Annotated in this window: 14 protein-coding genes and 1 riboswitch; all 14 genes read right to left on the minus strand. The window is 39.3% G+C overall.

From position 1 onward, the window contains the following. Positions 1 to 216: 216 nt before the first annotated feature. The 14 genes from metF to Q1K34_RS16280 all read right to left on the minus strand — a co-directional run bounded on the left by metF (position 217) and on the right by Q1K34_RS16280 (position 15,401). On the minus strand, positions 217 to 1,170 hold the full coding sequence (metF, locus tag Q1K34_RS16215; RefSeq protein WP_300441249.1) for a methylenetetrahydrofolate reductase [NAD(P)H]: 954 nt from the start codon (positions 1,168 to 1,170) through the stop codon (positions 217 to 219). 217 nt (positions 1,171 to 1,387) lie between these two features. Then, positions 1,388 to 4,528 (minus strand): vitamin B12 dependent-methionine synthase activation domain-containing protein, encoded by a 3,141-nt coding sequence (locus tag Q1K34_RS16220; RefSeq protein ID WP_300441252.1) that lies wholly within the window; start codon positions 4,526 to 4,528, stop codon positions 1,388 to 1,390. Positions 4,529 to 4,577: 49 nt separating this feature from the next. Next, positions 4,578 to 5,633 (minus strand): homocysteine S-methyltransferase family protein, encoded by a 1,056-nt coding sequence (locus Q1K34_RS16225; protein WP_300441254.1) that lies wholly within the window; start codon positions 5,631 to 5,633, stop codon positions 4,578 to 4,580. A 49-nt stretch (positions 5,634 to 5,682) separates the two neighbouring features. After that, positions 5,683 to 5,789: riboswitch (SAM riboswitch) on the minus strand. Positions 5,790 to 5,875: 86 nt separating this feature from the next. Further along, positions 5,876 to 6,382: a hypothetical protein gene (locus Q1K34_RS16230; protein ID WP_300441257.1), complete on the minus strand. Its 507-nt coding sequence runs from the start codon at positions 6,380 to 6,382 to the stop codon at positions 5,876 to 5,878. Then, entirely contained in the window at positions 6,382 to 6,804 is a 423-nt protein-coding gene (locus Q1K34_RS16235; protein WP_300441260.1) for an OsmC family protein, read from the minus strand. The genes Q1K34_RS16230 and Q1K34_RS16235 overlap by 1 nt, the downstream gene beginning before the upstream one ends. A gap of 129 nt (positions 6,805 to 6,933) precedes the next feature. After that, positions 6,934 to 7,998, minus strand: a complete 1,065-nt coding sequence (locus Q1K34_RS16240) for an NAD(P)/FAD-dependent oxidoreductase (RefSeq protein WP_300441262.1) — start codon at positions 7,996 to 7,998, stop codon at positions 6,934 to 6,936. Next, complete coding sequence (locus Q1K34_RS16245; RefSeq protein WP_300441265.1) at positions 7,991 to 8,584, minus strand: bifunctional precorrin-2 dehydrogenase/sirohydrochlorin ferrochelatase; 594 nt, start codon at positions 8,582 to 8,584, stop codon at positions 7,991 to 7,993. The genes Q1K34_RS16240 and Q1K34_RS16245 overlap by 8 nt, the downstream gene beginning before the upstream one ends. A gap of 10 nt (positions 8,585 to 8,594) precedes the next feature. Next, on the minus strand, positions 8,595 to 9,380 hold the full coding sequence (cobA, locus tag Q1K34_RS16250) for a uroporphyrinogen-III C-methyltransferase (RefSeq protein WP_300441288.1): 786 nt from the start codon (positions 9,378 to 9,380) through the stop codon (positions 8,595 to 8,597). Continuing rightward, positions 9,373 to 11,466 carry a HEPN domain-containing protein gene (locus Q1K34_RS16255; protein WP_300441268.1) on the minus strand — a complete coding sequence of 698 codons (2,094 nt, stop codon included), beginning with the start codon at positions 11,464 to 11,466 and terminating at the stop codon, positions 9,373 to 9,375. The genes cobA and Q1K34_RS16255 overlap by 8 nt, the downstream gene beginning before the upstream one ends. Positions 11,467 to 11,718: 252 nt before the next feature. Then, a complete protein-coding gene (locus Q1K34_RS16260; protein ID WP_300441271.1) occupies positions 11,719 to 12,963 on the minus strand; it encodes a GTP-binding protein in 1,245 nt (414 codons plus the stop codon). A 105-nt stretch (positions 12,964 to 13,068) separates the two neighbouring features. Then, positions 13,069 to 13,968: a sulfate adenylyltransferase subunit CysD gene (gene cysD / locus Q1K34_RS16265; RefSeq protein ID WP_300441274.1), complete on the minus strand. Its 900-nt coding sequence runs from the start codon at positions 13,966 to 13,968 to the stop codon at positions 13,069 to 13,071. 10 nt (positions 13,969 to 13,978) lie between these two features. After that, positions 13,979 to 14,608, minus strand: coding sequence for a phosphoadenosine phosphosulfate reductase family protein (locus Q1K34_RS16270; RefSeq protein ID WP_300441277.1), 630 nt, complete (start codon positions 14,606 to 14,608; stop codon positions 13,979 to 13,981). Between the two features lie 2 nt (positions 14,609 to 14,610). Continuing rightward, on the minus strand, positions 14,611 to 14,868 hold the full coding sequence (locus Q1K34_RS16275) for a DUF2061 domain-containing protein (RefSeq protein WP_300441280.1): 258 nt from the start codon (positions 14,866 to 14,868) through the stop codon (positions 14,611 to 14,613). A 110-nt stretch (positions 14,869 to 14,978) separates the two neighbouring features. After that, the gene (locus Q1K34_RS16280; RefSeq protein ID WP_300441283.1) at positions 14,979 to 15,401 is read right to left on the minus strand and encodes an Rrf2 family transcriptional regulator; all 423 of its coding nucleotides are present in this window, start codon (positions 15,399 to 15,401) and stop codon (positions 14,979 to 14,981) included. Between the last annotated feature and the right edge of the window lie 73 nt (positions 15,402 to 15,474).

Raw genomic sequence — 15,474 nt, forward strand, 5'->3', positions numbered from 1 at the left:
GAAGTTTTTTAACTTGTAAAAATAAAAAAATCCGGGGAAACCGACTATCCCCGAACCAAGCCGTAAGTATTTCGCAGGTTTCATTTTGGGCTACCCTGCGATAAACCGAATTTTTTATTCCCTCACCCGAAACAGCAAAAAAAGCAGTTCCGACCTCTCCCAAAGCAGAGGTAAAACGGAAACCCCGAGGCAGAGTCAAGGGGGGAATTTTTAAGATTAAAATATCGCTTTGGCTATTTGTTCGATATTACTGCTTTTACCCATAGAATAATAATGTAGAACCGGAGCCCCTCCTTCCATCAATTCTTTAGATTGTTGTATACACCATTCCACTCCAACCTCTCTTACCTCTTTATTATTTTTACATTTTTCAACTTCTGAGATCAGTGATTCCGGAAGATCAATCTTAAAGACCTGTGGCAGCAGCTGGAGATGCCTTGAAATCGCAATGGGTTTAATACCGGGAATAATAGGCACATTAATTCCCACATTTCTGGCTTCTTCTACAAATTCAAAATATTTAGAATTATCAAAAAACATCTGGGTAACAATATAATCTGCTCCGGCATCCACTTTTTCTTTCAACCTTCTAAGGTCCGAATTTAAGGAAGGAGCTTCAATATGTTTTTCGGGATAACCGGCAACGCCAATACAAAAATCAGCTTTATCGTCTGCCTCTATTACATCATGCAAATATTTCCCTTGGTTCAGGTTTGTGATCTGTTTTACCAAATCACAGGCATAGGCATGGCCACCATTAGAAGGTTCAAAATATCGTTGATGACTCATCGCATCGCCGCGCAGCGCCATTACATTTTCAATCCCTAAATAATGGCAATCTACCAGCAGATATTCTGTTTCTTCTCTGGAAAATCCCCCACACAGCACATGTGGTACCGTATCTACATTATATTTATGTTTAATCGCCGCACAAATGCCTACCGTTCCCGGGCGCATACGAGTGATCTTTCTGTCAAAAAGTCCGTCACGATCTACGTACACATGTTCTTCTCGTGAAGTAGTCACATCTATAAACGGAGGTTTAAAATCCATTAAAGGATCTATATTATCATAGAGTTCCTGTATATTTTTACCCTTTTTAGGCGGGATTATTTCAAACGAGAACAAGGTTTTCCCATTTGCTTTTTCAATGTGTTCGGTAACCTTCATTACACTTAACTTTTTTATTGTTCTGGGCGTTGCCTTTCAGGCCGGGCTTTTCGCTATATCTTTTACCATCATGCTTCGCCAGGCTCAGCATTTTGGTAAAAGGATACCGCTGCAATCCCTAACGCATTTATTTTTACAAACTTTATAAAATCTCGTCATTCTGAACTTGTTTCAGAATCTTCTGAGAAGCTGAAATAAATTCAGCTTGACGTATTATCTAATCCGCAATATTCGGGTTCAACCACTTTGCAGCTTTCTCTATTGTAATTCCTTTTCTTTGTGCAAAATCTTTCACCTGGTCTTCCTTTATTTTACCGAGACCGAAATAGCGAGCTTCAGGATTCGCGAAATAATAACCACTTACACTTGCCGCAGGCCACATTGCTAAACTTTCAGTGAGTTTAACGCCAATATTTTCTTCTACTTTCAAGACCTCCCATATCGTTAATTTCTCCAAATGATCGGGACAGGCAGGATAACCGGGCGCGGGTCGAATTCCTTTATATTCTTCCTTGATTAGGTGTTCATTACTAAGGTTTTCTTCAGAAGCGTAACCCCAGTGCTCTTTTCTAACCTGCTTATGAAGATATTCTGCAAAAGCTTCCGCAAGTCTATCTGCCAGCGCTTTAACCATAATTGAATTATAATCGTCATGTTCTTGTTCAAACTTTTCAGCAAGCTCCTTAGTTCCAAAACCTGCAGTAACACAAAAACAGCCCATATAATCCTGAATTTTGCTTTCTTTGGGCGCAATAAAATCGGAAAGCGCAAAATTTGGTTGATCCCCGTGCTTCTTCAATTGCTGCCGAAGTGTTCTAAAAACTGCTGTTTTTTCTTTTGAATTCTCTTCAAAACGAATTTCAATATCATCCTCATGAACAGTATTCGCTTCAAATAATCCAAATATCGCTTTAGCTTTCAACAACTTCTCATTTAAGATAAGATCGAGCAGTAGCTTTGCATCTTCAAATAGACTCTGCGCCTGTTCGCCTACTTTCTCGTCTTTCAAAATATCTGGATATCTGCCATGTAAGTCCCAGCTTCGAAAGAAAGGGCTCCAGTCTATATACTCTAAAAGTTTATTCAAATCAAAGTCTTCGATAACCTGAATCCCTGGTTGTGCGGGTTTTGTGATTTCAGATTTTCCCCAATCTATCTGAAACTTATTCTTACGGGCATCCTCAATGTTTAGGAAAGATTTTACCTTACTTCTTTTACTAAAGTTCTTTCGGAACTTATCATATTGAATTTTCAGATCCTGCTTATATTTTTCCCGGGTACTTTCCTTAAGTAAATCTCCCACCACGGTTACGGCTCTCGATGCATCATTTACATGAGCTACCGCATGTTGGTACTGCGGATCTATCTTTACTGCAGTATGGGCTTTAGAAGTGGTTGCTCCACCAATTATTAAAGGAACAGAGAATTCCTGGCGCTCCATCTCTTTTGCCAAAAATACCATTTCATCGAGTGACGGAGTTATAAGTCCGCTTAGACCAATCACATCCACGTTCTCTTTTTTGGCTGTTTCAATGATCTTCTCCGGTGGCACCATGACACCAAGGTCAATGATCTCGTAATTATTACAGCCTAAAACTACACTTACGATATTCTTACCAATATCATGTACGTCACCTTTTACGGTGGCAAGAAGGACACGGCCAGCCCCCCCGGCCCCCGATGGGGGTGCTTTTTTAAGAGTTCTTAAAATACTGTTTAATACAGAATCAAGATTCTGCGTAACTTGATTATTAGAAAACCTTATGACTCTGAACCCCTGCTCTTTTAACCATGCTGTTCTTTCTTCGTCACTTTTCTTATTCTCCGGTAATTGATGAATTAGACCATCCACTTCAATGATCAGCTTCTCCTTTAGACAAACGAAGTCTGCTATATAACCTCCAATGATATGTTGTCTTCGAAATTTGTATCCTTCAAGCTTCTTACCAGCTAAAGCATCCCACAGAAGTGTTTCGGCTTTTGTGGGTTTATTATACCTCATTTTTCTCGCATAGTCTTTCATCAATCCGTAAAGAGTTGGATCGGCAGTTTTCCAGTATTGCTCCCCCTTTGGGGACTGGGGGGCTTTTTTCGCCTCCTCAATATAAGGCAACAGATAGGCGACTGCTTTTTTCATCACTCTGGCCGATTTCACTACTTGCGGAAGGAACATTTTTCCACTTCCAAAGAGATCTCCAACCACGTTCATCCCAATCATTAAATGACCTTCGATCACATCCAGAGGCCTTTCTGCCTGCTCCCGTGCCTGTTCGATATCCTCCAGGATATAGGCGTCTATTCCTTTTACTAATGCATGGGTGATTTTTTCCTGTAAAGAATTCTCTCTCCAGGAAAGATCTACTTTGTTTTCCTTTTTTTTACCAACCACGTTTTCAGCGAAAGAAAGCAGGCGCTCGGTGGCATCTTCCCTTCTGTCAAAAATAACATCTTCTACATGCTCCAGAAGATCTTTTGGAATCTCGTCATAAACTTCCAGCAGGCTTGGGTTTACGATCCCCATATTCATTCCTGCCTGGATAGCGTGATATAAAAACACTGAATGCATAGCTTCCCTCACAGGATTATTTCCGCGAAAAGAAAAGGAAACATTACTAACCCCTCCACTCACACTGCAGTGCGGCAAATTTTGCTTTACCCATCTGGTGCCTTCAATAAAATCTATGGCATTTCTTTTATGTTCATCCATGCCCGTTCCCACAGGAAATATATTAAGGTCGAAAATGATATCTTCGGGAGGAAATTTTACTTTGTTCACCAAAATATCATAAGAACGTCTTGCAATTTCAATGCGGCGTTCATAATTATCAGCCTGTCCAACCTCATCAAATGCCATCACGATCACCGCTGCCCCGTATCGTTTTATTTTTTTTGCATGCTCTATAAATTCTTCTTCACCCTCTTTAAGACTAATAGAATTCACCACACATTTTCCCTGTACTACCTGAAGCCCGGCTTCTATAATTTCCCATTTGGAACTGTCTATCATTATCGGAACCCTGGCGATATCAGGTTCGGCTACCACTAAATTCAAAAATTTAACCATGGCTTCTTTTCCTTCAATAAGGCCATCGTCCATGTTGATGTCTATGATCTGTGCACCATTGTCAACCTGTTCGCGCGCCACCTCCAGAGCTTCATCAAACTTTTCTTCTTTAATGAGTCGAAGGAATTTTTTAGAACCGGCTACATTGGTACGTTCGCCAACATTAATGAAATTACTATCCGGTGTGATCACCAAAGGTTCCAGACCTGATAGCTTTAGAGGTCTAACGGTCCCTCCCGGCCTCCGTGGGGAGGTGCCTATCTTGTTAATTGAATTTGTACCTGTTGTACTCATAATTCATAATTTTTCGTCACCCTGAACTTGATTCAGGGTCTCTTATTCTTTATAAATCGGTTGATTGTTGAGATGCTGAAACAAGTTCAGCATGACGTTCTTCTATGTTTTTTGAAGGGATCGGTCTTGGCTTGTAATCCTTTGTAATCTCTGCTATTGCTTTAATATGTTTTGGTGTCGTTCCACAGCAACCGCCAAGAATATTTACCAGACCTTTTTCTAAATATTCTTTAATTTGATTTGCCATTTCCGGCGCGTCCTGATCATATTCCCCAAAGGCATTAGGTAATCCGGCATTTGGATAAGCAGAAACCCCAAATTCTGTATTTCTGGCTACCGCTTCCAAATGCGGTGTAAGTTGTTTAGCACCAAGGGCGCAGTTAAATCCGATACTTAAAAGCGGAATATGAGAAATGGAAATTAGAAAAGCTTCCGCAGTTTGCCCAGAGAGGGTTCTCCCGGAAGCATCGGTAATAGTACCGCTCACCATCACCGGAATATCGATATTTAATTCCTCTTTTAATTCTTCAATAGCGAATAAGGCTGCTTTGGCATTCAACGTATCAAAAACTGTTTCCACCAGTAATACATCCACACCACCATCAATAAGGGCTTTCGCCTGTTGCTTATAAGCCTCCCGAAGTTCATCAAAAGAAATTGCGCGATAACCAGGGTCGTTCACATCTGGGCTCATGCTAGCCGTTTTATTGGTTGGGCCTATGGCTCCTGCTACAAATCGTGGCTTTTCAGGATTTTCAGTAGTAACTTTTTTTGCAACTTCTTTCGCGATTCTGGCAGATTCAAAATTCAGCTCATACACGAGCTCTTCCATTCTATAATCGGCCATAGCAATTGTAGTTCCCGAGAAGGTATTAGTTTCTACGATATCTGCTCCGGCATCGAAATATTTACGGTGAATAGTCGCGATCGCTTCAGGCTGCGTAATAGAAAGAAGGTCATTATTCCCTTTTAGAGAAACAGGCCATTCCGCAAAACGTTTTCCGCGGAAATCTTCTTCAGAAAATTTATATTCCTGAAGCATGGTCCCCATGGCACCATCAAGTATTAATATTTTTTGTGAGAGTAACTCTTCTATTTTTGACATGATTTTATAAATAAACCGATATCAAAAAAGAAGACGAGAAAGAAGTCTTGTGTTATCTATCCACGCCAGGCATGGTAGAATGTAGCACCTTCTCCCATTACAGGAGGGTTGCCAAGGTTTCACAGGGTCTAATCCCTCAACCTTTCTTGATAACGAATATTAGTAAACAATGAACTTACGAGACAAATATAGGACTCAGTCCTTAATTTGCAAGTTTTTTCAGATAAAATTAATATAGAAAATCAGAAAGTATAATTCCCCGTTTTCTCAATTTTCAAATAACCGGTTTCCTGTATTTTATTTAGAAATGATTTTAATTCTTCCTTCATTTCTTTATTCTCCAGAACGATCTCATAATCATATTTTTCCCCAGAACTTAGCCTGAAATATAAGTGATTCTTATTTCCATGAATGCTATGCTTCCAGAAACTTGCATATCCCATATAATTAAAACCCAAATCTGTCATTTCGGAAACAGAGAAATTCTTTCTCCCTTGATGAAGATCCACTTGAATCATTTCTTCTGAAATTGAAAGATTCCCAAGATATTTAGGCTTAATAAAAGACTGACTCAAAGCCCCAAACATACTAAGCATATAAAAGAGATGAGCTAAAAAAAACAGCCATTGATTCTCTGGCTTCAGAATATAGGCGGTTCCACCACTGGCTAAAAGAATAATTATCAATAAAATTCTAATTCCCCAGGATGGCTCCCAGGTTTTGACTATCCTGGTTTCAAAAAAAGTCATCAAAGAATTTTTTCTCCGTTAAGTTGAACCGAATAAGAAATCTCCGCAGCTTTTTCCAGCATTTTCGAAACAGAACAATATTTATCCATCGATAACTTTACAGCTCTTTCAACTTTTGATGCCGGAATATCCCCTTTCAGAATAAAATCCAAATGGATCTTTTTAAAAACCTTTGGAATCGCTCCATCTTCCCGATATCCATCCACCTCAACGCGCAGATCTTCCAGTTTATGATTCTGCTTTTTAAGGATCATCACTACATCAATACTACTGCAACCCGCAATTCCCCTCAGAATTAGATCCATGGGACTCGAACCTTTAGGTTCTTCTTCAGATTTATTGTCTAATAGAACGATATTTCCACGTTCGTTTACGGTTTCAAAAAGGTAATTATCGTTGAGTCTTCTTAAACTGATCTTCATTTTTTTAAATTTTCACCAAAGATAGGAATTCTGATCTCCCCGTTCGCCTTTTGCGGACACCCCTCCATAATCCCAATAGCTATCGGGAGGAGGGGAGTTTTTTAAGCCTCCTTCGGGGGTTTATGAGAATTATACACTAATACTTTGAACAACCTCTTTTTTGGCCTCCTTCTTTGTTCCATCAAATCCTTCCACTCCTCCAACGGTAGTGTATTTCAGTACATATTTTTTATCCGGATAAATTCGTGCATAAGCACTTTGGCACATGATCGCTGCTTCATGAAAGCCTGAAAGGATCAGTTTTAGTTTTCCTTTATAAGTGTTAACATCTCCAATGGCGTAAACTCCCGGAATGTTCGTCTGGTAATCGTAAGAATTATCAACTTTAATCGCATTTCTTTCGATTTCCAGTCCCCAGCTACCTATAGGTCCAAGTTTAGGAGATAAACCAAATAGCGGAATAAAATCATCCACTTCTCTAAATTCTTCTCCTCTCGCTTTATCCTTATGCCGTATCACTACTTTTTCCAGTTGGTCTTCTCCCCGTAAGCCAACTACTTCAGCATTGGTGATCATTTCGATTTTTCCAAGTTTTGCCAGTTCTGAAACTCTTTCTACAGAATCCAGGGCTCCACGGAATTCCTCTCTTCTATGAACCAAAGCAACTTCTGAAGCTATATCTGCTAAATAAATTGCCCAGTCCAGAGCAGAATCACCACCACCGGCAATCACTACCCTCTTATCCCGATAGACTTCAGGATCTTTAATAAAATAGGAAACCCCTTTATCTTCAAAATCAGAAATATTAGCGATAGGCGGTTTACGAGGTTCAAAAGATCCCAGTCCGCCTGCAATCGCAACTACAGGAGCATGATGCTGAGTTCCTTTATTAGTAGTCACTATAAAAGTACCGTCTTCCAGTTTTTCCAGCGTTTCTGCACGTTCACCCAAAGTAAAACCGGGTTCGAAAGGTCTTATTTGTTCCATAAGATTCTTTACCAGGTCTCCCGCCAGGATCTCCGGAAAAGCCGGAATATCATATATTGGCTTTTTTGGATAAATTTCTGAACACTGCCCTCCAGGTTGCGGAAGCGCATCTATCAAATGTGTTTTTAATTTTAATAATCCCGCTTCAAAAACGGTAAACAATCCGGTGGGCCCGGCCCCGATGATCAGGATGTCTGTTTTAATCATTAGTCTCTTTTTTTACGATTAAGGATTCTGTTATTGTATTCATCTGTTCCACTTTGGCTTCAAAATCACCTTTTATGGATTTTCTATATTCATTTAAGTTTTCAACCATCTGGTTCACATTCTCGGGAATCACTTCTTCAAAGAATTGTCGTAAACGTTTAGCCGTGGTTGGAGATTTTCCATTCGTGGAAATCGCTATTTTCACGTGACCTTTATTCACAATACCACCCATGTAAAAATCACACAGTTCTGGAGTATCGGCGATATTAGCCAGTAAATATCTCTTCTTTGCATGACGGTGTACCTTTTTATTAAGTTTAGCATCATTGGTAGCAGCGATCACGAAATGCTTCTTTTTTAAATATTTCTTTTTATAGCTGCTTTTTATAAGTTTTGCGCCATGCTTTTTTGCCAGTTCTTCTGTTTCTGGTAAAAACCATTTTGCTACCACTTCAACATTTGCATTCGGACTGGATTTAAAAAGAAAATGTAATTTCTCATGTCCTACATTTCCGCCTCCAACCACTAATATATTTAGTTGATTTACTTTTAAAAAGACAGGGTATAATTCGTTTCTTTCTTCCATAATTGGCCCCCTAGCCCCCAAAGGGGGAATTAATATATTCTTTCTCCGCAACCACATTCTGAAAAACATGTCGCAAAGCATTTGCTTCTTTTACCACTTCACCTATTACAATGATCGCGGGAGCGCCCAGTGCTTTTTCTGAAACCACTTTTTCGATGTTCTTTATGGTACCGAAACATGATTTTTCATTTACGGTTGTGCCATTCTGAATAATCCCAACCGGTGTATCTTCTTTTCCAAACTGACTGAAAATATTAACAATTTCACCAATCTTCCCCATTCCCATAAGGATTACTACAGTGGCCGTAGATTGAGCCGCCAGCCTTACATCATCTGATAATTTTTTGGCGGAAGTAGTTCCCGTGATCACCCAGAAACTTTCAGAAGTTCCTCTTTGTGTAAGTGGAATTCCAACATTGGCAGGCACCGCAATTGATGAAGTTATTCCGGAAACCACCGCCGTTTCCAGCCCGTGTTTTCTCGCGTAACTGATCTCTTCTGAACCTCTTCCGAAGATAAATGGATCACCTCCTTTTAGTCTTACAACATGACCTCTTTCCAGAGCATATTTCACAATCATTTCATTGATTTCATCCTGGGAAAACCGGTGTTTATCTTTTCGTTTTCCCACAAAAATATGTTCGGCCTGAGGCGCGTATTCCAGCAACTCCCTATTTATCAGGGCGTCATAAAGAATGACTTTGGCCGCTTTCAATGTATTCACGGCTTTTATAGTGATCAATTCCGGATCTCCCGGCCCTGCTCCAACTACACTTAATTTAGGTGTATTATACATCTTGTACCTCCTTCGTTCTATAAGCATCCACTCTTTTCAGAAATAAATGCGCATCCTCTAAATATTTATTGGCAAAGGCTTCGGTTGGCTCATTTTCATTCAACTGATAGGCGAAGTCTTTGAAAGTTGTAGCTAATTCAATCTTTCCTGTCTCCACAAAAAGTTCATCAAACTGAGCAATAATTCCGGCCTGTGTATTGGTCTTCACGTCCTCTGAAAGCAATAAGGCCTTTGCCGAATTCACGATTGAGGTATAAGAATGATATATGCTATCTGCCCAGTCTTTTCTTTCCAGCGCAGATTTTGCATTATCAATCTTTTCTTCACTTTCAAAAAGCAGCGTCGCAATTAGATCTATCACCACCCCTGCGCATTCTCCCACGCCAACCGCTTTGATGTAAGGTTTTTCATGACCCCAATCCACAAAATCATTTTCTGTCAGATTGGAAGTATCGGCCAAATCTTTTAAGAGATCATAGAAATAGGTTTTTTCTTTTCGATCGTAGTATTCTGCAAATTTCTCATCTGCTTCAGCGTTTGCCTCAAAATCATTCAATAATACTCGCAAAGCTTCTGGCCCTCTTTTGCTTGGTACTTTTACCACTTTATCGGCAAATCTTCCCTTACCATCACCTAAAGTTCCACCCCCAAGTAATACCTGAAGTGCCGGAGCAACCGTCTTCCCTACTTTAATCGACATTCCCTGAAAACCGATTTCAGCCATATTATGTTGGCCGCAGGCATTCATACAACCACTAATTTTAATCGTGATGTCTTTTCCATTTATGAATTGGGGATATTCCTCTTTTAAAACATCTTCGAGTACATCTGCAATTCCAGTACTGCTGGCGATTCCAAGATTACAGGTATCTGTTCCCGGACAAGCTGTGATATCTACCGTTTTATTGTAACCGGTCTCCGCATATCCCAATTTTTTCAATTCTGAATAAAAGAAAGGCAGAAACTCCTCACGTACATGACGCACAAGAATATCCTGTCTTAAGGTTAACCTGATCTCATTACCAGCAAATTTCTTGACCAGATCTGCCAGTTGTCTTGCCCCTCCTGTATAAAAATCACCTAAAGGAACACGAATTCCAATGGCATATAGACCTTCCTGCTTTTGTTTATATACATTAGTTTCCTTCCAGGTTTCAAAATCCTTCTGATCTTCAATTTCAACCGAAGGAACCTCAACATCCTGCAAAGGCGGAGCTGCCTCAAACTGCTCAATTTCGAATTTTGGCTGTTTTTGAGAAAGGGCTGTTTTTTGCTCCTCTACCAACTCCATAAAAGCTTCTTTCCCGATATCTTTTACAAGAAATTTCATTCTGGCTTTTAACCTTTTCGATCTTTCGCCATGACGATCAAAAACCCTTAATACTCCTTCAATAAGCGGAATGATCTCTTCTGCTGGAAGGAAATCATAAAGTTCATCGGCATGCCTTGGCTGTGACCCGAGTCCTCCACCAAGCATTACTTTAAATCCACGTTTTCCATCTTTCAATTTGGCGATAAAACCAAGATCATGGATATAACTTAATGCCGTATCCTCTTCAGAAGAGGAAAAAGACATTTTGAATTTTCTACCCATTTCCTGGCAGATAGGATTCCGAAGAAAAAATTGAAATGTAGCATGAGCATAAGGTGATACATCAAAAGGTTCTTTGGGATCTATTCCGGCAGTGGGTGAAGCGGTAATATTTCTCACCGTGTTTCCACAGGCTTCACGCAAAGTTATATCATCCCTTTCCAACTGCGCCCAAAGCTCAGGAGTCCTGTCCAGGCTCACATAATGGATCTGGATATCCTGCCGGGTAGTAATATGCAGCCGACCCTTGGAATATTCATCGGAAACATCTGCAATTCGGTGCAACTGTTCTGAAGTAACCTTACCAAATGGTAGTTTTATACGAACCATTTGAACTCCTGCCTGTCTCTGCCCGTAAACTCCACGCGCCAGACGCAGGCTTCGGAATTTCTCTTCATCGGCCTTTCCTTCTCGGAACAGTCGGATCTTTTTTTCCAAATCGATGATGTCTTTTTCAACAACTGGATTTTCTATTTCGGTTCTAAAACTTTGCATGATCTTTAAATTTAAATTCTTATGCTAATACTGGTATTCTAATTCTGCGAGATGCTGAAACAATCCCGATTGCTATAAGAACCGTACTTTTTCGCATCTTCTCTTATTAAAAAAGTCCTTTTAGGCTTTTTCACTTAAAAGGACTTTTTTTATAATTCGTTTTATAAAAACAAGCTTCTAAGTGTGGGGCTGGTAGCGCATACACATATTTGACAAAATATTCATAATGAATTGTTTCACTGTTTCTTATCGTTATTTTATAAATCCAACTCCGGCAGTGGTATTTGTTTGCGTATCCACCAGAATGAACCGTCCGTTTGCCCGATTATGCTTATAACTATCTGCAAAAATTGCTTTACTCAATTTTATCTTCACGTTTCCAATATCATTGAGATATAATGATGAAACTTCTTCTTCTGTTCCAAAATTAGTATCTACATGACCTTCCACTTTATCAATTTTTGCAAGGATTCCATTGGTATTATGTTGCAATACATATTTCGCCCCGGGAACCAATACCTTATTGTCCATCCAACATACCATAGCATCCAACACTCTTGATTCCTTCGGAATTTCATTAGATTTCACTAACATATCACCTCGAGCCACATTAATATCATCTGAAAGGGTAATGGTTACTGAACTTCCCGCAGGTGCTTCCTGAAAAGATTCATCAAAAAAATGGATCTCCTTAATAGTGGAAAATTTTAAGGATGGCAATACCGTAACCTCATCACCAACTTTTAGACTATTACCAGAAATTTTCCCTGCATAGCCGCGATAATCGTGAAATTCATCAGTTTTTGGTCTTATTACGGTTTGAACAGAAAATCTCGCCTGACTTTCCTCCTGGAAATCTTCAGCTTTAAGATCTTCCAGATGTTCCAAAATTGTTTGCCCATTATACCATGACATTGCACTGGACTTCTCAGCAATATTTTCACCCCATAAGGCGCTAACTGGTATAAAAGTGAGTTTTTGGTCCTTGAAATCACTTTTTGCCCTTAATTCCTCGAAATCCTGCACGATACCATTAAATACCTCTTCGGAATAATTTACAAGATCCATCTTGTTCACGGCAACGATTACCTCTTTTACACGCAGTAAATTATTAATAAAGAAATGTCTATACGTCTGCTCGATCACTCCTTTTCTTGCATCTATTAAAACAATGGAAGTTTGAGAAGTAGAAGCTCCGGTCACCATATTCCGGGTATATTCAATATGTCCCGGAGTATCTGCTATAATGTAACTTTTCTTGGGGGTGGAAAAATAAATATGGGCCACATCTATAGTGATGCCCTGCTCCCGTTCTGCCACCAGACCGTCTGTAGCAAGGGAAAAATCGAGATAATCCAAACCGTTTTTCTTACTCACTTTCTCTATGGCCTCAATTTTATCTGAAGTCAGTGATTTGGTATCGTAAAGAAGCCTTCCTATTAGGGTACTCTTACCATCATCTACGCTTCCTGCTGTTGCTATTTTTAATACTTCCATAGCCTCTCCCCATCCCTCTCCAGAAGAGAGGGAGTTTTATGGGTAATTTTATTAATTAATAATTTCATTTTGTTCTGCGATTTATTTTCAACAGAATTTGTGAGTTTAGAAATAACCCTGTTGTTTTCTCGTTTCCATCGCTGCTTCAGACCTTTTATCGTCAATTCGCGCTCCTCTTTCGGAAATTGCTGATTCCCTCACTTCCTGAATTATTTTCTGAATAGTATCTGCTTCAGATTCCACAGCCGCGGTACAGGTTATATCTCCCACGGTTCTAAATCTCACCCGTTTTGTTTCCGTAGTCTCATGATCTTCTTTATACACATATTCTGAAGCCGTCCAAATCAATCCATCTCTCTCAAAAATTTCCCGGTCATGAGCAAAATAGATGGAAGGAATCTCAATTTTTTCAGAAGCGATATAACTCCATACATCAAGCTCTGTCCAGTTTGAAATTGGAAAGACACGAACATTCTGTCCTAAATCAATTCTTCCGTTCAGCATATCAAAAACTTCGGGTCTTTGGTTCTTCTCATCCCATTCGCCAAAATCATTTCTTACTGAAAAAATCCTTTCCTTGGCACGCGCTTTTTCTTCATCCCTTCGGGCACCACCAATACAGGCATCGAATTTAAATTCTTCAATAGCATTTAAAAGCGTATTGGTTTGTAGGGAATTTCGGCTGGAATATTTTCCTTTTTCTTCGATTGAGATACCATTATCAATATCGTCCTGTACTTTTCTAACAATTAGATTCAGTCCTAATTCTTCCACCAGGCGATCTCTAAATTCTATGGTTTCAGGAAAATTATGGCCAGTATCTATATGCAGAAGCGGAAAAGGAATTCTTGCAGGATAGAACGCCTTTTGGGCAAGTCTCACCAGGGTTATAGAATCTTTTCCTCCTGAAAATAATAGCACAGGATTTTCAAATTGAGCCACTACTTCCCTGAAGATGTAAACAGCTTCGCTTTCTAATGTATTTTGATTTAAAACTGAACTCATTTTTAATCTTTTAAGCGTGTAAACCACATTCTCTATTATCTAATACTTTCGTGGGATCGAAATATTTAAATTCATTAGGCAACTTATATTCTCTTAAATACCCGTCAAGTTTTTCGTCGCTCCAATGATAGAACGGACTCACTTTTAAAACTCCGTCTTTACTATAGCTCAAAATATCTATACTATCCCTAAAACTGGTTTGTCCTTTTCGAAGATTGGTGAACCAAACTTCGGGTTTTTGCTGAGCCATGGCACGTTGGAAAGGCTCAAGCTTTACCTGTCTGGTAAACTCGGCATGGTCTGGAGAATCTACCTGCGGAATTCCGTTGAAAAAAGCATCTCTGTAGGCTGCTGTTTCTTGCGGGGTATAGAGTTTTACATTAAGTGCCAATCGATCTATTAAATATTTGGCATGTTTATAGGTTTGAGGCGTATTATAGCCAGTATCACACCAAATCACTTTAATACTGGGATCTACCTGCACACAGGCATGAAGAATAGCAGCCTCATAAGGCCTGAAATTGGTGGTTACTAACGCTTTATCACTGGATGACAACACCCATTGAATAATCTCTGAAGGAGCAACTCCCCTTAACTGACTATTCAGTTTTTTTAGTTCTATATCATTAAATCTTTTCATAACTATTCTTTTCCAAATGGGATAAGGTTCCAAATCCTTTCATGTCCAAAATACAGGATCATTTTTGTCACCAGTTCTACTGAACCTATTGCCAATGCTGTGTCAACCTCACCGGTTAAAACCCATGAAATCAATACGGTATCTATAGTTCCCACAATACGCCAACTAATTGTTTTTACAATACTCCGCATAGGACGCTCTGTAGATTTATCCTTTCTATAAGTGCTTTTTGCCTTGGTATTGTTTAGTAACATCAACATCTTATCTTCATTAAAACTATAAACCTATAGATTTACTAGGTTTTAAACAAAACTACACTACAGAGGTTTAACAGCAAATTATTTCAATACTTTAAATTAAATTTTAACACTTAAGATGATTGCATAAAAGCAATATCTTTCAAGGTATTATCACCAAGTACGTTTAGTGAGGCATCCCTAACCTGAATCATTAATTTATGAACCGAACAGGTTCTTTCATCAGGACAGTCATCACATTTTTCATAATAATTAAGGCTTACGCAGGGCACCATCGCAATGGGCCCTTCTAAAACCCTGATCACTGCGGTCATTTTTATTTCTTCAGGTTCTTTAATTAAATAATAACCTCCGCCTTTACCTTTTTTAGAACCCAGAAAACCTGATTTTCTTAATTCCAGGAGAATACTTTCAAGAAACTTCTGAGAAATATTCTCACTTTCAGAGATCTCTGAAGCCTGAACCGGTTTTCTGTCCTTTTTTCTTGCGATATACGCCAGTGCTTTGATGCCGTACTTTGTCTTTTTGGAAAGCATAGGACGAATATAGCAAAAATCAGTTATCAGTTATCAGTTATCAGTTATCAGTTATCAGTTATCAGTTATCAGT

The organism is Christiangramia sp., assembly GCF_029937855.1.
Taxonomy (GTDB): Bacteria; Bacteroidota; Bacteroidia; order Flavobacteriales; family Flavobacteriaceae; genus Christiangramia.